This window comes from Xanthomonas prunicola (assembly GCF_025266575.1).
Taxonomy (GTDB): domain Bacteria; phylum Pseudomonadota; class Gammaproteobacteria; order Xanthomonadales; family Xanthomonadaceae; genus Xanthomonas; species Xanthomonas prunicola.
In genome coordinates, this window is record NZ_CP096142.1 from 423,425 (window position 1) to 448,283 (window position 24,859).

Annotated in this window: 19 protein-coding genes, 1 tRNA gene and 1 other RNA gene; 4 read left to right on the forward strand and 17 right to left on the reverse strand. The window is 63.8% G+C overall.

All coding sequences use genetic code 11. The features are described 5' to 3' along the window. Window positions 1-30 precede the first annotated feature (30 nt). The gene (locus M0D43_RS01440) at window positions 31-2,643 is read right to left on the reverse strand and encodes a glycoside hydrolase family 3 protein (protein ID WP_260807755.1); all 2,613 of its coding nucleotides are present in this window, start codon (window positions 2,641-2,643) and stop codon (window positions 31-33) included. A gap of 432 nt (window positions 2,644-3,075) precedes the next feature. Here M0D43_RS01440 and M0D43_RS01445 point away from each other — a divergent pair, with 432 nt between their 5' ends. Beyond that, window positions 3,076-5,031: a PhoX family protein gene (locus M0D43_RS01445; RefSeq protein ID WP_260807757.1), complete on the forward strand. Its 1,956-nt coding sequence runs from the start codon at window positions 3,076-3,078 to the stop codon at window positions 5,029-5,031. A gap of 3 nt (window positions 5,032-5,034) precedes the next feature. Here the strand turns inward: M0D43_RS01445 and M0D43_RS01450 are convergent. The 9 genes from M0D43_RS01450 to pcnB form a co-directional block, all read right to left on the reverse strand. Beyond that, a non-coding RNA gene (locus M0D43_RS01450) (sX9 sRNA) lies at window positions 5,035-5,109 on the reverse strand. Between the two features lie 462 nt (window positions 5,110-5,571). Continuing rightward, the gene (locus M0D43_RS01455; protein ID WP_260807758.1) at window positions 5,572-6,201 is read right to left on the reverse strand and encodes an ATPase; all 630 of its coding nucleotides are present in this window, start codon (window positions 6,199-6,201) and stop codon (window positions 5,572-5,574) included. A 3-nt stretch (window positions 6,202-6,204) separates the two neighbouring features. Then, on the reverse strand, window positions 6,205-6,549 hold the full coding sequence (locus tag M0D43_RS01460; protein ID WP_252163251.1) for a type II toxin-antitoxin system prevent-host-death family antitoxin: 345 nt from the start codon (window positions 6,547-6,549) through the stop codon (window positions 6,205-6,207). 157 nt (window positions 6,550-6,706) lie between these two features. Next, window positions 6,707-8,221, reverse strand: coding sequence for a glucose-6-phosphate isomerase (gene pgi, locus M0D43_RS01465; protein WP_252163252.1), 1,515 nt, complete (start codon window positions 8,219-8,221; stop codon window positions 6,707-6,709). Next, complete coding sequence (panD, locus tag M0D43_RS01470; protein WP_008571260.1) at window positions 8,218-8,598, reverse strand: aspartate 1-decarboxylase; 381 nt, start codon at window positions 8,596-8,598, stop codon at window positions 8,218-8,220. The genes pgi and panD overlap by 4 nt, the downstream gene beginning before the upstream one ends. Window positions 8,599-8,774: 176 nt before the next feature. Then, window positions 8,775-9,617, reverse strand: a complete 843-nt coding sequence (gene panC, locus M0D43_RS01475) for a pantoate--beta-alanine ligase (protein ID WP_260807759.1) — start codon at window positions 9,615-9,617, stop codon at window positions 8,775-8,777. Then, complete coding sequence (gene panB, locus M0D43_RS01480; RefSeq protein WP_252163254.1) at window positions 9,614-10,429, reverse strand: 3-methyl-2-oxobutanoate hydroxymethyltransferase; 816 nt, start codon at window positions 10,427-10,429, stop codon at window positions 9,614-9,616. The genes panC and panB overlap by 4 nt, the downstream gene beginning before the upstream one ends. Window positions 10,430-10,464: 35 nt before the next feature. Beyond that, window positions 10,465-10,950, reverse strand: coding sequence for a 2-amino-4-hydroxy-6-hydroxymethyldihydropteridine diphosphokinase (gene folK / locus M0D43_RS01485; RefSeq protein WP_101365036.1), 486 nt, complete (start codon window positions 10,948-10,950; stop codon window positions 10,465-10,467). Between the two features lie 3 nt (window positions 10,951-10,953). Beyond that, a complete protein-coding gene (gene pcnB, locus M0D43_RS01490; protein WP_252163255.1) occupies window positions 10,954-12,321 on the reverse strand; it encodes a polynucleotide adenylyltransferase PcnB in 1,368 nt (455 codons plus the stop codon). 49 nt (window positions 12,322-12,370) lie between these two features. Here pcnB and M0D43_RS01495 point away from each other — a divergent pair. Next, window positions 12,371-12,445, forward strand: a tRNA-Glu gene (locus M0D43_RS01495). A 498-nt stretch (window positions 12,446-12,943) separates the two neighbouring features. On the opposite strand, the gene folE2 is transcribed toward M0D43_RS01495, so the two are convergent. Then, complete coding sequence (folE2, locus tag M0D43_RS01500) at window positions 12,944-13,861, reverse strand: GTP cyclohydrolase FolE2 (RefSeq protein WP_260807761.1); 918 nt, start codon at window positions 13,859-13,861, stop codon at window positions 12,944-12,946. A 37-nt stretch (window positions 13,862-13,898) separates the two neighbouring features. After that, window positions 13,899-15,050 carry an N-acetylmuramoyl-L-alanine amidase gene (locus M0D43_RS01505; RefSeq protein ID WP_260807762.1) on the reverse strand — a complete coding sequence of 384 codons (1,152 nt, stop codon included), beginning with the start codon at window positions 15,048-15,050 and terminating at the stop codon, window positions 13,899-13,901. A gap of 219 nt (window positions 15,051-15,269) precedes the next feature. Here M0D43_RS01505 and M0D43_RS01510 point away from each other — a divergent pair, with 219 nt between their 5' ends. Both M0D43_RS01510 and M0D43_RS01515 read left to right on the forward strand, forming a co-directional pair. Continuing rightward, entirely contained in the window at window positions 15,270-15,494 is a 225-nt protein-coding gene (locus tag M0D43_RS01510; RefSeq protein ID WP_252163256.1) for a hypothetical protein, read from the forward strand. Window positions 15,495-15,705: 211 nt separating this feature from the next. Further along, complete coding sequence (locus M0D43_RS01515) at window positions 15,706-16,179, forward strand: hypothetical protein (protein ID WP_252163257.1); 474 nt, start codon at window positions 15,706-15,708, stop codon at window positions 16,177-16,179. Here the strand turns inward: M0D43_RS01515 and M0D43_RS01520 are convergent. From M0D43_RS01520 to M0D43_RS01540, 5 genes are all read right to left on the reverse strand, one after another. After that, entirely contained in the window at window positions 16,124-17,671 is a 1,548-nt protein-coding gene (locus M0D43_RS01520) for an MASE1 domain-containing protein (RefSeq protein WP_260807764.1), read from the reverse strand. The two genes, M0D43_RS01515 and M0D43_RS01520, sit on opposite strands and share 56 nt — an antisense overlap. A 378-nt stretch (window positions 17,672-18,049) precedes the next feature. Next, the gene (locus tag M0D43_RS01525; protein WP_260807765.1) at window positions 18,050-19,477 is read right to left on the reverse strand and encodes a sugar porter family MFS transporter; all 1,428 of its coding nucleotides are present in this window, start codon (window positions 19,475-19,477) and stop codon (window positions 18,050-18,052) included. Window positions 19,478-19,562: 85 nt separating this feature from the next. Then, window positions 19,563-20,900, reverse strand: a complete 1,338-nt coding sequence (gene xylA, locus M0D43_RS01530) for a xylose isomerase (RefSeq protein ID WP_260807766.1) — start codon at window positions 20,898-20,900, stop codon at window positions 19,563-19,565. A gap of 48 nt (window positions 20,901-20,948) precedes the next feature. Continuing rightward, the gene (gene xylB, locus M0D43_RS01535) at window positions 20,949-22,442 is read right to left on the reverse strand and encodes a xylulokinase (RefSeq protein WP_252163258.1); all 1,494 of its coding nucleotides are present in this window, start codon (window positions 22,440-22,442) and stop codon (window positions 20,949-20,951) included. Beyond that, window positions 22,439-24,811: a glycoside hydrolase family 95 protein gene (locus tag M0D43_RS01540; RefSeq protein WP_260808232.1), complete on the reverse strand. Its 2,373-nt coding sequence runs from the start codon at window positions 24,809-24,811 to the stop codon at window positions 22,439-22,441. The genes xylB and M0D43_RS01540 overlap by 4 nt, the downstream gene beginning before the upstream one ends. Window positions 24,812-24,859 lie beyond the last annotated feature (48 nt).

The window sequence follows — 24,859 nt, forward strand, 5'->3', positions numbered from 1 at the left end:
CAGGCGCGCAGACGCCTGCGGGGATGCTGCTTACTTGACCGGGCAGTCGACGGTGACTTCGGCTTCATTGAGCGCGCCCAGCGCCACCTTCGACACCGACAGGTCCAGCGCTGCAGCGCTTTCGATGCTGGCGACCTGGGTCAGCTTGGTCACGTCGGCACCGGCCACTGCGAAGCACTTGAGCGGCACGCCGACCACTTTCCACTGGCCTTGCGGCAGCGCGGCCAGCGTTTTTTGCACATCGATCCGGCCAACGCACTTATCGCCACAGCCCACGCCCAGCCACACCGGCGCAGTCACGGCGCTGTCGCGGCGCAGGGTCAGTTGCAACTGCACATCGCCATTGCTCTCACGCGAGACATCTACCGGCTTGCCGGACACCAGCAGCACACTGGACGCCGCACTGCCGGACCACACCAGACGGCGCGCATCTTCCTGCGCCTTGTGATCGACCGCGCTCATCTTCAGGCTGCCATCGGACAGACCCACCGGCAGCGTGGTCGCCGGCATGTTGGCCTGGCCGGCATTGGACAGCTGCATCGCAATGCCGAGTGCCGGCTTGCCGCGCACGAAGTACACCCCGCCCACCGACTGCTCGCCGGACACGCCCGACGCTTCCGGCAACGCGGCCAGGTCACCCTTGTCGGCGTAGGTCAGACCGAAGCCAAACTTGAATTGCGGGTCGTAATCCTTCTGGCCGACGTTGTTGGCGAACTGCACCGCGGTTTTCGGCCAGGAGAAGCTGAGCTTGCCCTTGAAGTCGTTTTGCACCGTGCCATCTGCCTTACGCAGCAGCACATCGGCAATGCCCTCACCTTCGGAACCCGGCAACCAGGCAGCCACAAACGCGTCCGATGCGTTGATGTACTGATTCATCCACAGCGGACGCCCGCTCAGGAACACCGCTACCACCGGAATGCCTTCGGCCTTGAGCTTCTTGATCAAGGCCAGTTCGCTCTCGTCGCCCGGCTTGTACAACAGCGTGGCGATGTCGCCCTGGAATTCGGCATACGGGTTTTCGCCGAACACCACCACGGCCACGTCCGGCTTGGTCTTGTAGGCGCCGTCTACAGCCAGCTCGGCGCTGCCGCCTGCAGCCTTGATCTGCTTGTCCAGGCCTTCCCAAATCGTGGTGCCGTTGGGGTAGTCGCTGCGCTTGGTGCCGGTGCCCTGCCAGTTCAGCGTCCAGCCGCCGGACTGCTTGCCCATGTCGTTGGCACCGTCGCCCAGCACCAACACGCGCTTGGTCGGATCCAGCGGCAAAATGCCGGCCTGGTTCTTCAGCAGCACCAGCGACTCACGCACTGCCTGGCGGGCGATCGCACGGTGTTCCGGTGCGCCCAGCAATTCGTACTTGCCACCGAGCGGGCGCTTGGACGGCTTGCCAGCTTCGAACAGGCCAAGACGCATCTTGACGCGCAGGATGCGGCGTACCGCATCGTCCAGACGCTCGGCCGAGATCTGGCCGGACTTCACTGCGGCCAGTTCGGTTTCGTAGATGCCCTTCCAGCTGTCGGCGGCCATCGCCATATCGACACCGGCAATGAACGAGGCCGGGCAATTCTGGTTGGTGCAACCCTTGACCTGACCGTGGCCGTTCCAGTCACCGACCACGAAGCCGCCGAAATTCATGCGGCCCTTGAGCACGTCGGTCAGCATGACCTTGTTGCCGTGCATCTTTTCGCCGTTGAAACTATTGAACGAGGCCATCACGCTCTGCGCACCAGCGGCAATTGCTGGCGGATAACCGGCGGCGTGGATGTCGCGCATGGTGGCTTCGGACACCTTGGTGTCGCCTTGGTCCTTGCCATCGGTGGTGCCACCGTCGCCGACAAAATGCTTCACCGACGAAATCACGTGGCTGCCATCCAGGAACTGCGGCGTGCCCGGCACGCCCTGCACGCCTTCGACCATCTTGCCGGCAAAGCTGGCCACCACATCCGGGGATTCGGAATAGCCTTCGTAGGTCCGGCCCCAGCGGTCGTCCTGCGGCACGGCCACAGTGGGCGCGAAGGTCCATTCCATGCCGGTGACGCGGGTTTCGGCGGCGGTGACTTCGCCGATCTTCTTGATCAGATCCGGGTTGCGCGTCGCGCCCAGGCCGATGTTGTGCGGAAACAGGGTGGCGCCCACGATATTGCTCTGGCCATGCACCGCATCGATGCCGAAGATGATCGGAATCGCGTTGCCGCCCTTGGACGTGTCCATCGACGCTTCATAGAACGCGTCGGCCAGCTTCAACCATTCGGCCGGGCTGGCGTTGTACTTGCCGCCTGGATCGGAATTGCCGCCTGCCAGCACCGAACCGATGCGGTACTTGCGCACGTCGTCCGGGGTCATGCTGGCAATGTCGCCCTGGATGGTCTGGGCGACCTTCTCTTCCACGCTCATCTTGGCCATCACATCGGTGATGCGCTGCTCCAGCGCCGCGTCCTGCGCGAACGGCCACTTCGGCGACGGCCACTGGTCCGGATGGATGGTGGTCGACGACTCGGCAGGTGCGGTAGCCGGGGCGGTCTTGCTCGCCTCGGCAGCGGTGTCCTTGCCTTGGCAGGCGGCCAACATCAGCACCGCTGCAGTGGTAGCCAGAGAAAGGGCGCGGCGCGCGACGGGCGCGGCGGTATGGCAAAGCAGCTTGTCCAAGATTTGGTTCTCCAGGGTGGTTCTCCCACGGCGATGCGTTGCGCCGCAGGCCATTAGGCGGCGTACGCTTGCGTGATTCCCCTACCCTGTCAACAACAGCTAACCGTATGCCGGATTGCAGGCAACTTATTGGCCGCGGCTATAGCGTTGGAATACCGGCAGCACCTGTGAAACCGCGCAAAACTCCCCAATCCGCTGCCGTGGCTGGCATTCGAAGCAGACGCACTTTGCTGCATTGCACCACCTGCAGATTTGGTCAGTGCGCAGTATTGGCACGTAGTGGCATCTGGCAGCGCTCGTTTGCGCCGACGCGTTCGAACATCGCCCAACGGGTGAGCTCGCCGTCAAACAACTGTCATACAGGCGGCCTAGCGTGACCGGCTTGCCGATGCGCCACTGCCATCGTCGATCTTGTCTTTGCCTGGAGTTTCGATGCCTGCCTCCCCCGACCCCTCTCGTCGTCGCCTGATGCAATTGCTGGCGACCGTTCCCCTGTTGCCGCTCGGCAACGCCAGCGCCGCCGCCTTGCAACAACTTGGGGGTGCGGCATGGGCCGCGCGCCCGTTGCGACCATCCGACAATCCGACCCGCCTGGTCTCGGCCACCTTCCACGGCATGCCGGCACCCAGCCTGGCCAACCCGGCGGCAATGGCCACCACCACGGTCAGCTCGGCGCTCAGCGTGACCCGCAGCGACGGCAACACGCAGCGCTATGCGTTGGCCTACCATCCGTTTTTCGTCACCGGCGACCAGGTGCCGGACGGCAACGGCGGCACCGTGCTGGCGGGCGGTTACTACGACATCCAGCATCGCCCGATCATCGATCGCTCCAAACCCGGTGCTGAGCGTGCGTTCTTTTCCGATTGCCCGGACGGCTCCTCGCTGCTGACCCTGCCCCATGCCAAGGTGCCGGGCGTCAAGGGCAACCACGTATTCGCGGTGGTGCAGTTCGAATACACCACCCGCGACCAGGCCGGCAACGACGTCAATCGCCACCTGCCCGCGCCGATCGCGGTGTTGACGCTGGATCAGGACCCGGCCACCGGCAAGCTGTCGCTGGTGAAGTACCACAACGTCGACACCGCGCCAGTGCATGGGCTGTGGACCACCTGCGGTGCCAGCCTGTCGCCGTGGAATACCCACCTGTCCAGCGAAGAGTACGAGCCCGACGCCACCGCGCTGGCTGGCAACACGCAGTTCCGCAGCTACAGCACGCACCTGTACGGCGACCCGGAAAAAGCCAACCCGTACCACTATGGCCACCTGCCCGAAATCACCGTGCACCCGGATGGAACGGGGAGCGTGCGCAAGCACTACTGCCTGGGCCGCATCTCGCACGAACTGGTGCAGGTGATGCCCGACCAACGCACCGTGCTGATGGGCGACGACGCCACCAACGGCGGGCTGTTCATGTTCATCGCCGACCGCAAGGCGGATCTGTCGTCCGGAACGTTGTACGTCGGCAAGTGGCACCAGACCTCCGGTGTCGGCCCGGGTGCGGCCACGTTGCGCTGGATCAAGTTGGGGCATGCCACCAGCGCCGAGATCCAGGCAATGGCCGACCGCCTCACCGCCGCCGACATCCTCGATGTGCATCTGAGCGATCCCGGCGATGCCAGCTTCACCAAGATCCCGTTCAACGGCACCTTCAACTGGATCCGCATCAAGCCCGGCATGGAAAAGGCCGCCACGTATCTGGAAACCCATCGCTACGCCGCATTGGCCGGCGGCAGCCTGGGCTTTACCAAGCTCGAAGGCACCACCGTCAACGCCCACGACAAGGTCGCCTATATGGCGATGTCCTACATCGTCACCAGCATGCTCAATGGCTCGGGCGATGTAAAAGTGCAAGGCCCGGAAGCCGGCGCGGTCTATGCCTTGAACCTGCGTGGCGGTCAACGCGACAGTCACGGTGCGCCGATCCACAGCGACTGGGTGCCGATCGACATGGCAGCCCCGGCGGCCCTCACCGGGCACAACCTGGCCAAGGCCGATGCGCTGGGCAATCTGGCCGACCCGGAACGGATCGCCAACCCGGACAACCTCAAGTTCTCCGAGTCGCTGCGCACCTTGTTCATCGGCGAAGACAGCAGCCTGCACGTCAACAATTTCCTGTGGGCGTACAACGTGGACAACGGCACGCTGACGCGCGTGCTATCGGTGCCGGCAGGCGCCGAATCGACCGGCCTGCACGCAGTCGACGAGATCCACGGCTGGACCTATGTGATGACTAACTTCCAGCACCCTGGCGACTGGGAAAGCCCATTGCACGACACCGTCAAGGCCACGCTGGATCCGCTGGTCCGCGCCAACTACAAGGACCGCTTCGGTGGAGCCGTGGGTTATCTCACCGGCGATCCGGTGGCGGTGCAGTTGAGTAAGGCGTAGAGCGGCCAACAAACGTAGCGAGCAGTCGTCAGGTGGGTGCGGACGGCGCGCAGGAACCGGAGTGTACGAGTGGTACATGCCGATTCCGAGCGCCGCCGCGCCTGTTCGACGGCTGCGCCGTGGTTTTGTTAGCTGCGCTTAATGCAGACGGGTCACTGGCAGCGCCTGCACGGCGTTGCGACTGACGCCGGCACGCGCGCGATCGTCTGCGTTGCGGTGTGTGCGCCTTCAAACCCCGTGCTGCAGACGATGCATGCTCGTTCGCGCCGTGCATCGAGAGCAATCACGGTGATCTTCCAGACTTCCAAGAGCAGTGCTCGGAATCGGCGTGGGTCACGCGCACTTTCCGATTCCTGTGCGCCACCTCGCGACTGCCCGATACGTCTTGGTCGCCGCCCTGCGAGTGCGCGCGCCTGCGTCGCTTTCACAAGCACCGTGTCACAGCAATGACGACGAGCTTCCTGACATCGTTTCAAACGAAGACCGCATAACGTCACTGCACTGCCGACGGGCATCCCGAGTATGCGCACGCTCCTGGGCCTAGTCACGGGCGCGAGGCAACTCCAGCGCCGCCATCACGATGGGCTTGGCCCAGTCGGGTACCTGCGCCAATTCGTCCGGCGTCTGCGGGTAATGCAGGCCGCTGCGGTCCAGTTCCAGCACCAGCATGGGTGCCGCCTGACCTGCCACGTCGGCGGGTGCGCTGTTGTCGTAGACATGCAGCACTGCCAGATGCGGCAGCAAGGCAATCAGGTTGGCGCGCGACGCATCGTAACGCTCACGGATCTTGTGCTCAGGGATCGCATGACCGCCGGCCGCAACCCGCGCTGACACGCGTTGGATATGCAGGTCAACCGTCGCCAACCCGCAGAACCAGACCGCCACCGTGTGCTGCGCGCAGGCCTCGCGCAGCAGGCGCGGAATGGTCGTCGCACCCAGCGTGGTTTCGAAGGCGAAATCGCTGCCATCGGCCATCGCCTGGCGCAGCCGCCGCACGCCCTCTTCCCAGGCCTGCGCGTTCGCCTCCGCAGGCGCCCAGCCCTGCTCGACAAGTGCCTTGGTGAACGCATCGGGATTGAACCAGGTGGCGCCGTCCTCGTGCAGAAAACGGCCCAATAACGAACTCTTGCCGGCGCCGTTGACGCCGGCCAGCACCAGGAGATTGCCCATCGGCTACAGCGACGGACCCAGGGTGACCTTGCGACCGCGGCGTGCCGGCGTGGCGATCGCCTTAGCCAAGCCTGCACCTTCGGTCGCCGCCGAAAGATGCGCATCGAACTTCGCCTGCAATGCCTGCAGCGATTGCGCGCGCGCCGAGGTTGCGGCCGCCGCACTCGCCTGACTGACCAGGCGCCGATACTCTTCGGCATCCACGACCACGGCTTCGGGGTGATTGTGGTTGGTGATGACCACCGCCCCATGCGAGCGCACCTTGCGCATCAGGCTGGGCCAGCCCTTCACCTTGATGTCGGCGGCGGGCGATTTTTCGAGCTCGGGCAAATCCTGAAAGCGCGACATGGCGACAGTCCGGCGCGGAGGGATGGCCATCAGCCTACTCCCAAATTCCCAATTTAGGAAATTTGCCCCTTTTAGCCTCATAGCGCAGTTGGCCATGCCGTCGAAACAAAAACGGGACCCGCAGGCCCCGTTCTCTGTCTGCGCGATGCGCCAATGTTCAGCCGCGCAGCTTGCCCAGCAATTCGCGCGTCACCGGGTCGGCCACATCGGCCGACTCGCCCTTCAGCGCCGGCAGCAACTGGCTGGCCAGCTGCTTGCCCAGCTCCACGCCGAACTGGTCAAACGCATTGATGCCCCAGATCACCGACTGCACATACACGCTGTGCTCGTACATCGAGATCAGCGCGCCCAGCGCCTGCGGGGTCAGCGCGTCGAGCAGAATCACCGTGCTCGGACGCCCGCCGGGATAACTGCGGTGCGGGTCGCTGCTGTCCTGGCCGTTGGCCAGCGCCTCGGTCTGCGCCAGTACATTGGCCATCAGCGCGACATGGTTTTCCGCATACGGGTCGTCGTTGTGCACGGTGCCGATGAAATCGGCCGGCACCACGCTGGTGCCCTGGTGCAGCGCCTGGAAGAAGCTGTGCTGCACATCGGTGCCCGCACCGCCCCACCATACCGACACGGTGTCGCTATCCACCGCCGAGCCGTCGAGTTTGACGCGCTTGCCAAGGCTCTCCATCACCAGCTGCTGCAGGTAGGCAGGCAGCAAGGCCAGGCGTTGGTCGTAGGTCATCACCGCGTGCGTGGCGCTACCAAGCAGGTTGCGATTCCACACCGCAGTCAGCCCGTGCAGCACCGCGACGTTTTCTTCCAGCGGCGTGTTGAGCGCATGCGCATCGAACTGCGCGGCGCCTTCCAATAATTGTTCGAAACGCACGAAGCCAATGGCCAACGCAATCGGGAAACCCACCGCCGACCACAGCGAGTAACGCCCGCCCACCCAATCCCACATCGGCAGCACGCGCCCGGGTGCAATATCGAAGGCCTTGGCCGCGCGCTCGGGGTTCGCACTGACTGCATACAGCCGCTCGCTGCCACCCAACCAGGCGTGCAGGATGCTGCCGTTGAGCAGGGTTTCCTGGGTGCCGAAAGTCTTGGAAATCAGGATGCCGGCGGTACGTGCCGGGTCCAGTGTGGCCAGCGTGCGCTGCATTGCTGCGCCATCCACATTGGAGACGAAATGCACGCGGAAGCGTGCACCGGAGACCGGTCGCAACGCGTCGGCAACCAGACGCGGGCCAAGGTCCGAGCCACCGATGCCGACACTGACGATATCGGTGACGTCGGTGGCTTCCAGTTGCTGGATCAACGCACCCATGCGTTGGCGCACTTCGGCAGCGGTGGCATACGCCTCCGATGCCACCGGCGCGTCTGTCAAATCACCACGCAACGCGGTGTGCAAGGCCGCGCGTTGTTCGGTAACGTTGACCTGCTCGCCACGGAACAGGCGCTGGAACGCACCGGCCAGATCGCGTTCGCGGGCGATGACGAACAGCGCATCAAGCGCGGCGCGGTCGTACTTCTGCCGCGCGAAATTGAAATACAACGGACCGACTTGCCTGGCGTACTGCGTCGGCCGTTCCGGCTCGGCGGCAAGCAATGCGGGGATGGCAGCGCCGCGCAGGCGCTGGGCGTGGGCGTGAAGCGCGTCGAATCCGTTGGTCTGTGTCATGCGGCCTGCGTGGGGATGCTGTGGTTGGTGTGGGAGATCGCGTTGTGCGCGTTCACATATACCAGATTGGGCTTGAAGGTCTTGGCTTCGTCTTCGCTCATGCTCGCGAACGCCGCCACGATGATCAGATCGCCGACCTGCACGTGACGCGCAGCGCCGCCGTTGAGCGACATGATGCCGCTGCCTTCTTCAGCCCGGATGGCATAGGTGCTGAAACGCGCACCGTTGGTGACGTCCCAGATGTGGACCTGTTCGAATTCGCGGATGCCGGTCGCTTCCAGCAGCAGGCCGTCGATGGCGATCGAGCCTTCGTAGTTGAGCTCGGAGTGGGTGACGGTGGCGCGGTGGATCTTGGCTTTCAGCAGGGACAGATGCATGGACGCAGGCAACGACAAAAGGAAAGCCGGTATTTTAGCGGAAAGCGCCCGCTGCCACCGGTTCGCGCTGCGTCCGGTGGTGAGGGCTTCAGGCCGGCGCCGTGCGAAGGCGCATCTGCACTGGCGCGCTGCGCTGCAGACCGAGGTCAGACGCGGCGTACGCAGCGTCGGCCCGATCAGAATTCCAGGTTGTCGATCAAGCGCGTGTTGCCCAGGCGGGCCGCGATCAGGGCCACGCGCGCACCGGCGTGGCTGTCGCCCGGCTCGCTCAAGTCGGGCAAGCGCACCACCGCGTAATCGACCCGGAAACCGGCCTGCTCCAACCCATGGCTGGCCGCATCTTCCACCTGCGCCCGCGGCGTGCCGGCGGCATAGCTGTCGCGCATCTGCAGCAGCACCTTGCGGATCTTGGCCGAGGTCGGGCGATCTTCCGCCGACAGATACTGGTTGCGCGAGCTCATCGCCAGGCCATCGGCCTCGCGCACGATGCTGCCGCCCAGAATCTCGATCGGAAACGCCAGGTCGGCCACCATTTGCCGGATCACTGCCAACTGCTGGTAATCCTTCTTGCCGAAGGCGGCCACGTCCGGCTGCACCTGATTGAACAACCGCGCCACGACGGTGCACACGCCATCGAAATGCCCCGGCCGGCATTCGCCTTCCAGCACATCACTGACGCCGGGCGCGTGGATGGGCGTGGCCAGCGCGGTGCCAAGGGGATACATGGTGTCCACGTCCGGCAGCCACAGCGCATCGCACCCGGCATCTTCCAGGCCGCGCAGGTCGGCCTCGGGCGTACGCGGGTAGCGCGCGAAATCTTCATTCGGGCCGAACTGGGTCGGGTTGACGAACACGCTGGACACCACGCGGTCGGCGTACTGGCGCGCCAGCATCACCAGCGAGTAATGCCCTGCGTGCAGGTTTCCCATGGTGGGCACCAGTGCCACGCGCAGGCCCTCGCGCTTCCAGCCATTGACCAGGGCGCGCAGTGCGGAAAGATCGGTGAGTGTCTGGATCATGCGGCGTACGCGTGCTCTGCATCGGGGAAGCTGCCGTCGCGCACGGCCTGCGCGTAGGCACGCACCGCGCCCGCGACCGAGCCGCCTTCGGCAAGGAAATCCTTGACGAACTTGGGACGGCGGTGACCGCTGTCCAGGCCCAGCATGTCATGCATCACCAGCACCTGGCCGTCGCAACCGGGGCCAGCACCGATGCCGATGGTGGGCACGCTGAGTTCGGCACTGATCTGCGTGGCGATGGGCGTCGGCACGCATTCCAGCACCACCAGGCTGGCACCGGCGTCGACCACCGCCTGCGCATCGCGGCGCAACTGCTCACCGGCTTCACCGCGCCCCTGCACCTTGTAGCCACCGAACCGCAGCACCGATTGCGGGGTCAGCCCCAGGTGCGAGCAGACCGGAATCTCGCGCTCGACCAGATAACGGATGACCTCAAGCTTGTGCCCGGCGCCTTCGATCTTGACCATTTCCGCGCCGGCTTGCAGCAGCTGGGTAGCGGCATCCAGTGCACGTTCGGGCGTGGCGTCGGCCTGGAACGACAGATCGGCCACCAGCAATGCGCGATCGAGCGCGCGGGCCACCGAGGCGGTGTGGTAGACCATGTCGGCGGTGGTCACCGGCAAGGTGGAATCGTGCCCCTGCACCACCATGCCGAGCGAATCGCCGACCAGGATCAGATCCACGCCATTGGCGTCGAAGGTGCGCGCGAAGCTGGCGTCGTACGCGGTCAACATGACCAGTTTTCGACCCTCGCGCTTGGCCTGCGCCAAGGCGGGCACGGTCCAGGGCTTGCTGTCGGCGTGGCTGCTCATGAAGTCATTACGTGGGGTGATAAGCCGGCCATTATCTACCCAATCGGCTCCAGCCCGCAGGTATCGATAGTGTGCAGAGCGTGCCGCACTGTTCCATGGCCAGGAATGATCGCCTCCGGCGCCAGCTCGGACAGCGGCAGCAGCGCGAAGGCACGCGCCTGCAGATGCGGATGCGGCACCTGCAACTGCGGCAGATCGATCACCTGCTCGGCGTACAGCAGCAGGTCCAGATCCAGCGTACGCGGGCCCCAGCGCTCGCCGGCGCGGCGCTGCCGGCCGAACGATTGTTCGATGCCCAGCAAAGCCTCCAGCAGCGGCAGCGGCGCCAGGCCAGTGCGCAACTGCGCCACGGCATTGATGAAATCGGGTTGGTCTTCGCGGCCCCAGGCCGGCGTACGGTATAGGCGCGACGCGGCGATCAGTGTGGTTTGCGGCACAGCGCCCAGCGCAGCGATGGCCGCGCGCACGCTGGCCTCGGCCGGGCCCAGGTTGGCACCCAGGCCGACAAAGGCGGTCTGCATGCCCTACTCGCCTGCGGACGCGCCAGTGCGACGGCGACGGCGACGACGCTTGCGCGGCGCGCCCTCCTCGCCTTCCTGGTCGGCTTGCGCCGATTCGATCGCATCCACCAGTTCCTGGCCGGACGACTTCTGCGCCTCACGCCAGAACTCCACATCGGCAGCATGATCGGGCGAAGCGAACTGGCGCAGCACCAGGAAATCGAACGCCGCACGGAAGCGCGGATGCGACAGGGTGCGGAACACCCGCTTGCGCTGACGCGAGGAGAAGCGCGTCTGCAGCAGCCAGATCTCCTGCATCGGCAGCGAAAAGCGGCGCGGCAACGCGACGCGTTCCAGCTGATGCAAGGTGACGCGATCGGCCGCACGACGCTGCGCATCCTCCGGTTGCACGCCCTGCGCCTGCAGCCCCATCAAGGTACGGCAGAACGCCGGCCACAGCAGTAGCGCGAATAGGAATGCCGGCGACACTGGCTCGTCGTTGGCCACGCGTGCATCGGTATTGCGCAGGCCTTCCAGCACCATGGCGCGCAACGCGCCGCTACGGTTGGATTTCAATGCTGCCGCGCTTTCTGGAAACAGCGCGCCGAACAGCCCATAACGCTCCAGGCCTTCGAAGCTGGCGACGCCGTGTCCGGACAGGAACAGCTTGAGAATTTCTTCAAACAGTCGCGCGGGCGCGGCTTCGGATAACAGCCCGGCCAGGCGCGGGATCGGTTCGGCGGTGCCGGCTTCGATCTCGAAGTTCAACTTGGACGCCAGGCGCACCGCGCGCAGCATGCGCACCGGATCTTCCTGGTAACGCAGCTCCGGGTCGCCGATCAGCTTCATCAAGCGCGCCTGGACGTCTTCGAAGCCGCCGCAGTAGTCGCGCACCGAAAAATCCTCGATGGCGTAATACAAGGCGTTGCAGGTGAAGTCGCGGCGGATCGCGTCGTCTTCGATGGTGCCGTAGACGTTGTCGCGCACCAGCCGGCCGTTATCGAGTTCGCGATCGCCGCTGCCATCGTCGCTATTGGCGCGGAAGGTGGCCACTTCGATGATTTCGCGACCGAACACCACGTGCGCCAGACGAAAGCGGCGACCGATCAAGCGACAGTTCCGGAACAGCGCCTTGACCTCTTCCGGCGTGGCGCTGGTGGCGACGTCGAAATCCTTGGGGTGGTGGCCGACCAGCAGATCGCGGACCGCACCGCCGACCAGGTACGCACCAAAGCCCGATTCGCGCAGGCGGTAAAGCACGCGCAGCGCGTTGGGGCTGATGTCCTTGCGCGAGATGGTGTGCTGATCGCGTGGAATGACGCGCAGCGTGAACGGGGATGTAACTGAGGGTTCGATGATGGCGCTTCCGTCTTGTGTTGCAGGATTGCCCAACGGCTATTACCTCACTATACTAGCGCGCTGCACAAGACGTGACAAAAGCGCTCCCTTCGTCTAATGGTTAGGACGTGGCCCTCTCAAGGCTAAAACAGGGGTTCGAGCCCCCTAGGGAGCACCACCTCTCGTTTCGCTGCAGAAACGCCAGAGCCCCGCATTGCGGGGCTTTTGCGTTGTGGCGCAGGCACTTGGCACGCTTACTGGACTGCGCCGCCATGCGGCGGGCCGCGACGGCCTCCAACGCGCGCCTTGGCCTGGGCAGGACCGCCGGGACTGACGACGTGGTCGAGGTTGGTTGCCGCCATGCATCGGTGCCCAGATCGCATCGGACGCGCGCCTTGCGGCAGTGTTTGTCGGGATGCGTCTAGCCGCGACCATCAACACGCCGCAGCCAACGCGCATGCCGCTTTCGCGAGTACCGCGCGGTGAGGGTTAGACGATGGATCGACCACAGTTACGCCGCTTAGATCAGCCACATCAGCACAAAGAAAACAGCAGGGTCCAACAGCAACGCGCCGCGCAGACCAGGCTCGCCATTGCTCGTCGCGACAGCCGACTTGCGTGGTGTGCGTGCCATTCGCAGTGGCCGCTTTGGTAATTTGCAGTACATGGCGTCTGCTCACACGGCTACGGGGAAAGGCGTCTGGTCGTCGCTACCGGTTTCGGCGACGGCGTCATGCGCATGCAAGCTTTCCAGATGGCGTACCGCCACATGAAACGCCGCGTAGTGCTCACCCAGCACCTTGCGTAGGCGTCGCGCCGCGTCTTCGACATACATCAGGTTTGCGCCGTTCAAGCGCGCAAATGCCTGTTCGTCGGCCCGCCGCACCGCGGCCTGCACCGGCGTTGCCAACGCCTGCTCGCACAGACCGATCAGTTGCTGGATCGCAAAGCCCTGCGCATCCACGGGCAGATCAACACGTACCTGCGCCACGCTGCGCTGGCTGTGCGGGGTGGCGTAAGAACCGTGATCCTGCAACCACTGCGCAACGTCCTGTAGCGGCAGTGCACCGCGCCCGGCGTGCTGCTGTACGAACGCATCGCTGAGCAACTGCCGCGACAACGCCGCCGAACACGGGCATGTGGACGCATACAGCACCTCGACCTGTAGCTGGATCGTGGTGTGCCCTGCCCTGCACTGCGCGGCGATATGCACCGGATAAGCACGCCAACCGCTTAGCCCCTCGCTGCGCAAGGCCGGCATGCGCAGCAGCCGTTCGAAGCTGAGCGTCAGCCTTGCGGCGCGGCTTGCGCAATCTGCATGGCTTTCGATCAGCGCCTGTAGCAGCTGCGACAGCATGGCCGGCGACAATGGCCGCTGCAGATGCAGGTCCAGCAGGCGATACAGCCGCGACATGTGGATGCCTTTGAGCTCAGCCCGCGGCAGATCGACCTGCACGCTGGCGCGGGCGGCAAGGTCGCCAGCACCAGCGTCCAGATGCACGGGAATTGCGATGTCCTGCATGCCGACCCACCGCAAGGGCGCGCTCAGCGTGGATGGTTCGGTTACAGCGACATCGGGAAGCGTGGCGGACATCGGGCGCTCATTGAAGGGTAAAGGTGACGACCGCGACTCAGGCGCGACCGGGAAACGCGGCGAAGTAGTCGTCGATTCCCGCATGCAGCGTCTGCGCGAGTTCGTCCTGATGCGTATCGCCACACAAACGCTGGCAATCGTCGCGATTGCTCATGAAGCCTGTTTCCACCAGCAACGACGGAATATCCGGCGACTTCAGCACCGCAAAGCCGGCCTGCCCCACCTGATCCTGGTGCAGGCGCGTCACCTGCTGCAGGCGGCCGAGCATCAGCTTGCCGAACTGCAGGCTGCTGGCGATGGTGCCGCTCAGCGACAGGTCGGCCAGTACCTGCGACAGCACCGGGTTGCTCGGCACCCGCAGCCGGCGTGCGGTATCGCCCATATCGTCGGCAGCGTTTTCGCTATCGGCGATCCAGCGGGCCAGTGCCGAGCTGGCCCCGTTCTCGGACAAGGCGAATACCGAGGCGCCACGTGCCTGGCTATTGGGTGCGGCATCGGCATGGATGGACACGAACAGATCGGCATTGTGGCGATGGGCGATCAGCACCCGCTCGTGCAGCGGCACGAAGCGGTCGTCGCTGCGGATCATGCTTGGCCGGTAACGCGGATCGGCGGCCAGACGCTGGTGCAGCCGCCCGGCCACCGCCATGGCGACATGTTTTTCGTAACGCGCATCGGCACTGACCGCACCCGGATCCTTGCCGCCATGGCCGGCATCGATGGCGATCACATACGGATGCAGGCGCGAGCGTGTGAACGCAGCCGCCGCCACAGCCGGCACTGCCTCTGACGACGAGGCAGTGCCGGAAGCGGCAGCAAGATCGAATACCAGCACGCTGTCCTCCCACCGCGCCGTGGCCGTCAGCGGCTGCGACAGATCGAGCACCACGCGCAGCCCATCACCATGCGGGCCGCTGCGGATGGCGGCGACGGCGAGACCTTCGGGCAATGGATCCATCTGCGGTGGTTGCGCCGAAATGCCCGACAGGTCGATGACCAGGCGCGCTGGATCGGACAAGGTGAAGCTGCGGTAGGCGACCTGCGTACTCAAGGCGAGTCCAAGTCGCAGCCCCCCCTCCTGACGCTGCAGGTTGCAGTTGCGCAGCCGTGGCAGCGACTGCCCGTGGACCAGGCTCGGCGACAGCACCAAGGCCGCGCCGACGGTGCGCAGCACCTGCCGCCGCCTCATCGGGCCAATCCCGAAGGATCGATGCGGCCACCGCGCCACTTGGAGCACGGAAGGTTCGGCATGGTGACCAGGCAAACGACACTCTGCGGCAAGGAACGCGACACGACGTGACCAGACGAACGATGGATGAAGTGTTATAAAGTAACACTTATTGCGCAAAATCAAGCCCGCCGCGCCGCGCCACTGCCCTCACGTTCACTTTTACCGAAGAGCACCACGATGTCCCTCGCCATCCCCGACAGCTATACCGCCTGGCGCCACTGCATCGAAGTCGACTGCGCCCAGCCACTGACCGCGCCTTTCATCGTCCAACGGCTCGCCAGCCTGCGCGACCTCGGCGACCACCACACCCAGCAATTCCTGCGTCGTTGGGGCGAACTTCATCACCGGCGGGTGATTGGCTGGTTTGAACGTGCTGGTGGCGAACTCGAGCCCACCAGTTGAATGGAGCGCGCACTCCAATACTGCACATCACGCCCGACCTAATAGATCCGGGTAATAGTGGACGCGATTGACTCTTCCTTGGCTGATCGGCGGATGGTATGCCGCAACAATTTTCTGCGACCAACAATCAACAAAATCTGCCATTCAACACGTAACGTATAAGCGCCTGAATCGCAGGCGGTGTTGCCCCACGCAGGGGGAAGGCAAAATCATGAGGAACGCAAAAAATTGGTGTGTGGCTTTTTGTTTAATCGCCGGACTCTTCGCATCAAGCGCGGCGATGGCTCAATGCTGCCCCTCCAGCGGTGGTATCGGTGCGCATGCAATGACAGGACTTGGCGATAGCAGCCCCAAAGCCGCCAACCTGGCCATTGACCCATCGCTCGCTATATATGAACTGCAGCGCGACGGAGTTACCTACTTGCAAATCAACGATGTCACCGGCGTGGTCCGCGCGGTAGTTGCGAGAGTGGACAACGCCCTCTGGACGTTGCCAATGGGCAAGGATGTAGAGCGCGTCGTGTTGCCTTCAGCAAACAAGATTTCTGCAAGCACGCGCTCAAATGACGCGGCAACACTTGATGCAACCCAACGCGATCAAGCACGACTCGTCTATCAAACAAGGAACTTCACGGTACTAACCCGGCGTGAAGCAGCTGGGGACCAGTGGATAGTCTCCCCCTGACCTCCACGGAATCAGGCTCAGCAACAAGGAACGTCACAACCAACGCATGGCGGCGGCGAAGCATGCCGCCATGCGCCTTCAATCGTGCATACAGTTCAGCTTCGATATCGTCTGAGTCGCGTCCAGCCAGCTCAGCTGACGAAGAATCCGCAATAACGCGCACCACAACCCCCCTAGCCTCTTTACCTGTCCACGCACGAGCCTGGATGAAATGCCTGCGAGCTGACGGCAAGATCTCGACACAGTTGAGCACACTGCGATACGCGCTCAGCTGTAGCTCCAACGACAGATTCTTACAATCTCCGCGAAACACGTATTGAAACCGAGATTGGCAGAAACGCTCAAGTGCTGGCGAACGCAAGGCTTGATAGAGCCCGTGTGTCTCGATTTCCAAAGGATAAAGTGCGGCCACATATTGCTGCAATAACTGCGACTCAAGCACACCAACCCGTGTCATCTCCATTGCAACCGCGTGCTGTCCTTTCGCTCTCAAATCAGCCACGACGTCTTTGCGCATCCTGTTGATCTGCACATTGATATCAGAATATTCAAGTACGCGGTTGCGTAACAGACGTTCTGCACTGGAATAGCTCGCACGAGCGAATCGAAAGGTGTCGTCCTTCGCGCGATTCGAAATACTATTGCGAGCGGACTCACGCAGGCGAGCGTTAAAAATAAAAAGAGCGGTCGTCATGACTCCATAGAGCAACTGAATATTAAAAACATGTTGATCGAAGAAGCCCGCCTGATAGACCCTGGGAAGAGAGAACTCAAGTCCAAAGCTAGCAAGTAGCGCGCCCAATGCAATACCTTTCCATCCATGCCTAAAGGTCATGACGATCATCGGCACAAGCATCGCGATCATCAAAATGTTTCGAATCGATGGGCTACTGAAGACACCCAGACTGAAGAACAGTCCAAGGATAAAAACCACGGCAACAGCGAGATCTCTTGGCAGACTGGAATGCACTGGGCTGTCATTCCAACTGGTCCACAACATCGTGGGAAGCAGCAAAACCAGTATTCCAAGATAGCTGCCCGAACCGTAGAGCAGCAGCAGATCAATCACGGGATAAATCGGTGGACCACCGAGCGTTTCATTTAACAACATACTGCAGACTGCATTCCAAAGCCCTAGCGCAAGTGCGGCAGGAATAAGCCAGTGCTGCTTTTTGACGATATTAGGCACATGGTAACGAAGCAGGAAAATGCCGCTGGCAATCAAGGGCACATGCAAGAACGGACTCAGGTAAGACCATAGCGGGCTGAACCCCTGCAACCCGCCCAGCGGAATACGCAAGACCAACATGGCCGCAGCATCTCCTGCTAATAGGAACGGCCATTCGCGATACGGTCGAAACAGCAAGGTGACGACCCGCAAGCCAACTGGCAAATACCATTGGTCGATGGAGAAGCGCCAGAGGATCAGAGACACCAAGCAGTAGCACACGCTGATCAGCATGCCCCTGACAAGCTCTTTGGCTACTGCCATACCACCACTCCTTGGTTCCACGATTCGCCCTAGTCTGGAGGGAAACTGCCTGGTGGAGTATAGCGGTGGCGCACAATTTGCAAAAAGAGCCCATGCGCTTGCAGGCGGTTATCGCCGTTAAGACAGGCGTTGCACTTTGGTGGTGCGTTGGGCCACATGGAATCAGGCCGCCTGACACAGCGCAGGCCAGAGCTGTAGGCAGTTGCCAGGGCACATATCGCATCCAGCCCAACGATCACAGCCAGCGTGATCGAGTCGCCTGCAGCGATGCAGGCATGCGAGACATCGGCAAGATCCCGGCGAGACCGTCAACGAACAAGGCCGCGCAATGCGCGGCCTTGTTCGTCTTCCAAACCGATATCGGCATAGCAGAGAAGATCAGCCCTCCATCTGCTCCAGCTCCTTGCCCTTGGTCTCATAAACGTACTTGAGCACGAAGAACACCGAGATGAAGGCGGCGACGGTGTAGATGCCGTAGGCGCCGGCCAGGCCGATGCTGCCGAGCAGGATCGGGAAGCTGACAGTAATGGCGAAGTTGGAGGTCCACTGCGCGGCGCCGGCGATCGCCAGGCCCGAGCCGCGGATCTGGTTAGGGAACATCTCGCCCAGCATCACCCACATCACCGGGCCCCACGAGGCATTGAAGAACACCACGTAGACGTTGGCGGCCACCAGCGCGAGCATGCCCATGGCATCGGACATGGCGAGCTTGCCGTTGGGGTCCAGCGAGGCGGTGGCGAAGGCGTAGGTGACCAGGGCCAGCGAGACCGCCATGCCGGCCGAACCGATCCACAGCAGCGGCTTGCGACCGATCTTGTCCACCAGCATCACCGTGACCAGGCAGGCGCCGATGCTCAGGCCGCCAGAGAGCACGTTGATCAACAGCGCGTCCTGCTCGGAGAAGCCGACCGCCTGCCAGAGCACCGCGCCGTAGTAGAACACCACGTTGATGCCGACCAACTGCTGGAAGACCGCCAGTCCAATACCGATCCAGACGATGGGGCGGATCTTGCCGGTGGCCTTGTTGATCAGGTCGGAGAACTTGGGCTTGTGCTGATCGGCAGACATCGAGGCGGAAATCTCGCCCAGCTTGGTCTGCGCGACGGCGTTCCCGTACAGACGCTTGAGCACCACCAGCGCCTGTTCGCGGCGACCTTTGACCACCAGGTAGCGCGGGCTTTCAGGAATGACCAGCAGCAGCAGGAGAAACAGCAGCGACGGTATCGCCTGCATCCAGAACATCCAGCGCCATGCGGCCTGCCCTGCCCAGAGAGGCTCGGTAGAAGCGCCGGCGGCGTTGGCCAGCAGGTAGTTGCTCAAAAATGCGCAGAACAACCCACTGATGATGGCGATCTGCTGCATCGTGGCAAGCCGGCCGCGATAGCGTGCGGAGGCGACCTCGGCGATGTAGGCCGGCGAGATGACGCTGGCCGCACCCACGGCAAAGCCGCCCATCACGCGGGCGAAGATGAAGAAGCCGGAACTGTGCGAAGCACCGGCGCCAATGGCCGAGAGCAGGAACAGCGCCGCGGAAATGATCAGGACCGCACGGCGGCCCCAACGGTCTGCCAGGCGGCCGGCAAAGAAGGCGCCGATGGCGCAGCCCAGCAGCATCGAGGCGACCTCGAAGCCGGTCTCGGCGGCGGTGGACTGGAAGGTCTGTTTCAGGCCATCGACGGTGCCGTTGATCACGCCGCTGTCGAAGCCGAACAGGAAGCCGCCGATCGTGGCTACACAGCTGATCAGGATGATGAAACGGGTGTTCTCGCCGGCATCGGGGGCGCCGTCAATGGAAACACTGGACATGGATTCACCTGGGAACATGCAAGGGAGCGTCCACGGGGGTGGCCGCCATCGGCCGGCGACGCAGTGCGCCGCCGGCCACGGGACATCAACGCGTCAGATACTGATTGATCAGGTTCTCATACGCTTCCTGGCGCCCGCTGACCTGCTTGGGCGCATTGCCGGCAGCATGCTTGGCCAAATCGGCCAGCGTGCTCTTGCCTGCGGCAAAGTCGGCGCCTGCACCCTTGTCGAAGCTGGCGTAACGCTCGGCGCGCCACTGTTCCAGCGGCGAGGAGGTCAGCAGCGCGTTGGCCACTTCCAGCCCGCGTGCGAACGCATCCATGCCGCCGATATGCGCCAGGAACAGGTCCTGCGGGTCGGACGATTCGCGCCGCACCTTGGCATCGAAGTTCAAGCCGCCCGGTGCCAGCCCCCCCTGCCGCAGCACCACCAGCATCGCGCCGACGGTGTCGTACAAATCGGTCGGGAACTGGTCGGTGTCCCAGCCGTTCTGCGGGTTGCCGCGGTTGGCATCGATGCTGCCCAGCAGGCCGGCATCGGAAGCCACCTGCAGATCATGCTCGAAGCTGTGGCCCGACAGCGTGGCGTGGTTGGCTTCGATGTTGAGCTTGAAGTCTTTATCCAGGCCGTGCTGGCGCAGGAAGCCGATCACGGTAGCGCTATCAAAATCGTACTGGTGCTTCATCGGCTCCATCGGCTTGGGCTCGATCAGGAAGTTGCCGGTGAAGCCGATCGCACGGCCGTAGTCGCGCGCCAGGGTGAGGAAGCGCGCCATGTTGTCCTGCTCGCGCTGCATCTGGGTGTTGTGCAGGCAGGCATAGCCTTCGCGGCCGCCCCAGAACACGTAGTTTTCGCCGCCCAGCTCGACGGTGGCATCGATCGCGGCCTTGACCTGCACCGCCGCGCGCGCCACCACATTAAAGTCCGGGTTGGTCGAGGCGCCATTCATGTAGCGCGGATGCGAGAACAGGTTGGCCGTGCCCCACAACAGCTTGATGCCGGTGTCGGCCTGACGCTGCTTGGCGATGCCGACCATGTGCGTGAGGTTGCTCTCGTATTCACCGATGTCATCGGCATCGGGCGACAGGTCGATGTCGTGGAAGCAGTAATACGGCACGCCGAGCTTGGTGAAGAACTCGAAGGCGGCATCGGATTTGGCCTCGGCCCGCGCCAGCGCGCTGTTGCCCACATCCCACGGATACGCACGCGTGCCCGGGCCGAACGGATCGGCGCCATTGCCGCAGAAGCTATGCCAGTAGGCCACGGCAAAACGCAGATGCTCGGCCATGGTCTTGTCGCCGATCTGCTTGTTGGCGTCGTAGACCTTGAACGCCAGCGGGTTGTCCGAATCGCGGCCTTCGAAGCCGATCTTGTTGATGCCGGGGAAATATTCTTTGGCGCCGATGTAGACGGTGTTGCTCATGAGGGGTGAAGTCCTTACTGCTGGGGGAGTTGTAGAAAAACGTGTCGATCAGCCGGCGTAGAGCGGGCTGACGACATGCAGGTGCTTGAGGAAGGTCTGGTAGTGCTGCTGATACTGGGCCACGCGCTGCGGGTCGGGCTGTGCGGCAAGCGCGTCGTCCGCCTGCAAATGCTCCAGCACTACATCCGCCAACGCGGCATCGCCACCATCGGCGCGCTCGCAGGCCCACAGCGCCTGCAGCGCGGCACCGAAGGCAGCGCCTTCGGGCTGGGTCGGTACCACCACCTGCAGGTTGAAGATATCGGCCACCATCTGCCGCCACTGCGCGCTCTTGCTGCCGCCGCCGGTGAGCAGGATGGTATCGAATTGCAGGCCGGCAGCGACAAAGGCATCGAAGCCGTTGCGCAGGCTGTAGGTGGCCCCTTCCATCGCGGCACGATAGAAATGCGCGGCGGTGGTGTTGTGCAGATCCATCCCGAACAAGCAGCCGCGCGCGGCCGGCAAATCGGGAGTGCGCTCGCCATTGAAGAATGGCAGCAACACCAGTCCGTCGGCGCCCGGTGCGGTGCTGGCGATCAAGGCTTCGGTCTGCTCGCGGGTGATCGAGAACATGCGCATCACCGCCTCGGTGGCGACAGTGCAGTTCATGGTGCAGATCAGCGGCAGCCAGCCGCCGCTGGAGGAGCAGAACGCGGCCCAGCGTGCGTCGTCGTCCACCACCGGGTGATCGGCGTAGGCGAACAAGGTGCCCGAAGTCCCCAGGCTCATGGTCAGGCGTCCAGGCACCACGTTTCCGGTGCCGATGGCGGCCATCATGTTGTCGCCGCCGCCAGTGGTGACGCGCACGCCGGCCGGCAGATTCAATGCCTGGGCAGCGGCATCGGACACTGCGTAGACCGCGCCGGTTTCCACCAGCGGCGGCAATGCATCACGCAGGTCGCGCTGCGCGTCGACCGCACTCAACATGCGCTCGGACCACTGCCGCGTACGCACGTCCAGCCAGCCGGTACCGGACGCATCGCCGACTTCGGCAAAGCGCTCGCCAGTGAGCCAGAAGTTGATGTAGTCGTGCGGCAGCATCACCGTGGTCATCGCTGCATACGCCTCGGGGCGATGCTTGCGCGTCCACGGCAATTTGGAGGCGGTGTAGCCGGCCATGATCGGGTTGCCTGCAGCAGCAACACTGCCAGCCGCGCCACCGACGGCGTCCATGATTTCGTCGCATTCCAGCGCAGTGCTGGTATCGCACCACAACTTGACCGGCGCGGTGACGCTGCCATCGGCAGCCACCGGCACAAAGCCGTGTTGCTGGCCCGACACGGAAATGCCGCGCACACGTGCGCGCAACTGGCCGTCGAGCTGCGCGAAGCAATGCACGATGCCGTCGATCCACCACTGCGCCTGTTGCTCGCGGGTGCCGTCGTCGCGGCTGATCAGTTCCATCGGCGCGGCGATGGTGGCGACCACGGCGCGCTCCTGCGGATCGTAGGCCACCAGCTTGACGCTCTGCGTGCCCACATCCAGTCCTACGTACAAGCTCATTGCATCACCAATCGGTTGTGATTGAGTCCCAGCTGCTGGGTGCGGCCTGCGCCCAGTTCCAGGTCCAGGGTCTGCCCAGCGTAGGACAGTTGATAGCGCCCGCCACGATCGCTGTGCAGGCGTGCCTGCCGCAAGCGACCGCCATCCCAGTCCAGGTCCATGCTGGCGCCGCCGCGCACGCGCAAGCCGCGCACGCTGCCACGTGGCCACGCCTTGGGCAAGGCCGGCAGCAAGAACACGCTGCCGCCCCAACTTTGCAGCAACATTTCGGTAATGCCGGCGGTGCCGCCGAAGTTGCCGTCGATCTGGAACGGCGGATGTGCGTCGAACAGGTTTGGATAGGTGCGGTCAGGCGCCAGCAGCAATTGCAGGATGCGATACGCATGCTCGCCATCGGCCAGCCGTGCCCACAGGTTCAAACGCCAGCCGATGCCCCAGCCGGTGGCGTTGTCGCCACGGATTTCCAGCGAGCGCCGTGCGGCCGCAGCCAGTTCGGGCGTATCGCGCAGATTGATCTGGCTGGACGGATGCAATGCGTACAGATGCGAAACGTGGCGGTGATGGATCTCCGGCGCTTGCATGTCCCAGTCCTGCTGCCATTCCTGTAACTGCCCTGCCTTGCCGATGCGGTTGGGCGGCAATTGTTCGCGTAAGGCGGCCAGTCGCTGCGCCAGCTCCGCATCGACGCCAAGCAACTTGCTCATGGCGATGCATTGGGCGAACAGGTCGCGCAGCAGCTGCGCATCCATGGTGGGCCCGGCGCATACCGCCGCACCGAATGGGTGCTGATTTTCCGGCGACATCGACGGATTGGTCACCATCGCGCCGGTCTGCGGATCGCGCATCAACGTGGCAACGAAGAAGTCTGCGGCGCCCTTGAACAACGGGTAGATCTTGCTGAGATAGGCGCGGTCGCGGCCGTAATCCCAGCGGTCCCACAGCTGCTGCAGCAGCCACACGCCGCCCATCGGCCACAGACTCCACTTGGCGCCGTCGATCGGGTCGGCTTGCCGCCACAGATCGGTATTGTTGTGTACCACCCAACCGGGCGCGTCGTAGATCGCCTTTGCGGTATGTGCGCCCGTCCTGGCCAGGTCGAACAGCATGGCTTCCAGCGGTTCAACGCACTCGTGCAATGCGTTGGCCTCGCTGGGCCAGTAGTTCATCTCGGTGTTGACGTTGATGGTGTACTTGCTTTCCCACGGCGGCTGCATCAGGTCGTTCCAGATGCCCTGCAAATTGGCCGGCTGGGTGCCGGGCCGAGAGCTGCAGATCAACAGATAGCGACCGTATTGATGATAGAGCGCGGCCAATGCCGGGTCGTTGCCGCCGGCAAACTGCTGCACGCGTTGATCGGTGGGCAGCGCTGCCGCTTCGCTGGTACCCAGGTCGATCGCCACGCGCCGGAACAGGCGCTGGTGATCGGCAAGATGCGCACGCAGCAATGCCGCGTAGTCCAGCTTGCCCGCCTTCTGCAGGCTGGCTGCGGTGAGCGCGAGCGGGTCGCCATCGACCGCATCGAAGCGTTGGTAACTGGTCGCGGCGCTGAGCAGCAAGACCACTTCATCGGCAGCGTCGATACGCAACCGGTCGCGCACCTGGCTGAGCTTGCCACCGCTGACCTGCGGTAGCACCCGCAACGCGAACCGCAGCTTGCCCTCGATGCCGGCAAAACTGCCGTTTCGACCAATGAACAGCAAACCGCCCTGCTCCACGGTGACCTCGCCGCTTTGCGGGCTGTCGATGCCCACACGCAACGAAATACCGCCGGGGTGGTCGCACGACAGCCGGACCACGATGCATTGCGCTTGCGCGCAGACGAACACCTCGCGCCGATGCACCGCGCCGCCGGAGCGGAAACTGGTGGTGGCCACCGCGGTATCCAGATCCAGCTGGCGCCGGTACTCGCTGATGCCGTCGGCGCGATCGAAATCCAGCAACAGATCGCCGAGCGGTTGATACGGCATCTGCTTGAGCGGGCGCGAGAGCAGCTTGGCGTCGGCCAGTTTTTCGGCGTCTGCATAGCGGCCAGCGAAGATCAGCGCACGCACCTGCGGCAACGCGGCCAATCCCTCCGGGCTGGTGGAATCGTAGGGGCCGCCAGCGTAGAGCGTGTCTTCGTTGAGCTGCAGGCGCTCATGGGCGATACCGCCCCACACCATCGCGCCGAGTCGTCCATTGCCGACCGGCAACGCCTCCATCCATTCGTTGGCCGGTTCGCGGTACCACAGCTGCAGGGCATCGGCCGCCGCGACTGGCGGCAGCCCGGCCTTCTTCGAAGGTTGCGCGGCCTGTGCAGCTGCCGGCACGGCGCCCAGGACCGCGATGGCGGCCCCGGTTGCCTTGCACAGCTCGCGCCGGGTCAGCACGGCCACCGCCGTGCTGCCTGACCGGAACCGCCCGCGCCTGCCTTGCGG

Coding starts and splice junctions, on each gene's coding strand:
- xylB (WP_252163258.1), bottom strand. CDS start 22,442: ATGAGCTTGTACGTAGGACTGGATGTGGGCACGCAGAGCGTCAAGCTG.
- M0D43_RS01460 (WP_252163251.1), bottom strand. CDS start 6,549: ATGTCGCGCTTTCAGGATTTGCCCGAGCTCGAAAAATCGCCCGCCGCC.
- pgi (WP_252163252.1), bottom strand. CDS start 8,221: ATGACACAGACCAACGGATTCGACGCGCTTCACGCCCACGCCCAGCGC.
- panD (WP_008571260.1), bottom strand. CDS start 8,598: ATGCATCTGTCCCTGCTGAAAGCCAAGATCCACCGCGCCACCGTCACC.
- M0D43_RS01505 (WP_260807762.1), bottom strand. CDS start 15,050: ATGAGGCGGCGGCAGGTGCTGCGCACCGTCGGCGCGGCCTTGGTGCTG.
- M0D43_RS01520 (WP_260807764.1), bottom strand. CDS start 17,671: ATGGCAGTAGCCAAAGAGCTTGTCAGGGGCATGCTGATCAGCGTGTGC.
- M0D43_RS01445 (WP_260807757.1), top strand. CDS start 3,076: ATGCCTGCCTCCCCCGACCCCTCTCGTCGTCGCCTGATGCAATTGCTG.
- M0D43_RS01455 (WP_260807758.1), bottom strand. CDS start 6,201: ATGGGCAATCTCCTGGTGCTGGCCGGCGTCAACGGCGCCGGCAAGAGT.
- panC (WP_260807759.1), bottom strand. CDS start 9,617: ATGATCCAGACACTCACCGATCTTTCCGCACTGCGCGCCCTGGTCAAT.
- folE2 (WP_260807761.1), bottom strand. CDS start 13,861: ATGTCCGCCACGCTTCCCGATGTCGCTGTAACCGAACCATCCACGCTG.
- M0D43_RS01525 (WP_260807765.1), bottom strand. CDS start 19,477: ATGTCCAGTGTTTCCATTGACGGCGCCCCCGATGCCGGCGAGAACACC.
- xylA (WP_260807766.1), bottom strand. CDS start 20,900: ATGAGCAACACCGTCTACATCGGCGCCAAAGAATATTTCCCCGGCATC.
- M0D43_RS01515 (WP_252163257.1), top strand. CDS start 15,706: ATGAGGAACGCAAAAAATTGGTGTGTGGCTTTTTGTTTAATCGCCGGA.
- M0D43_RS01510 (WP_252163256.1), top strand. CDS start 15,270: ATGTCCCTCGCCATCCCCGACAGCTATACCGCCTGGCGCCACTGCATC.
- panB (WP_252163254.1), bottom strand. CDS start 10,429: ATGAGCAGCCACGCCGACAGCAAGCCCTGGACCGTGCCCGCCTTGGCG.
- folK (WP_101365036.1), bottom strand. CDS start 10,950: ATGCAGACCGCCTTTGTCGGCCTGGGTGCCAACCTGGGCCCGGCCGAG.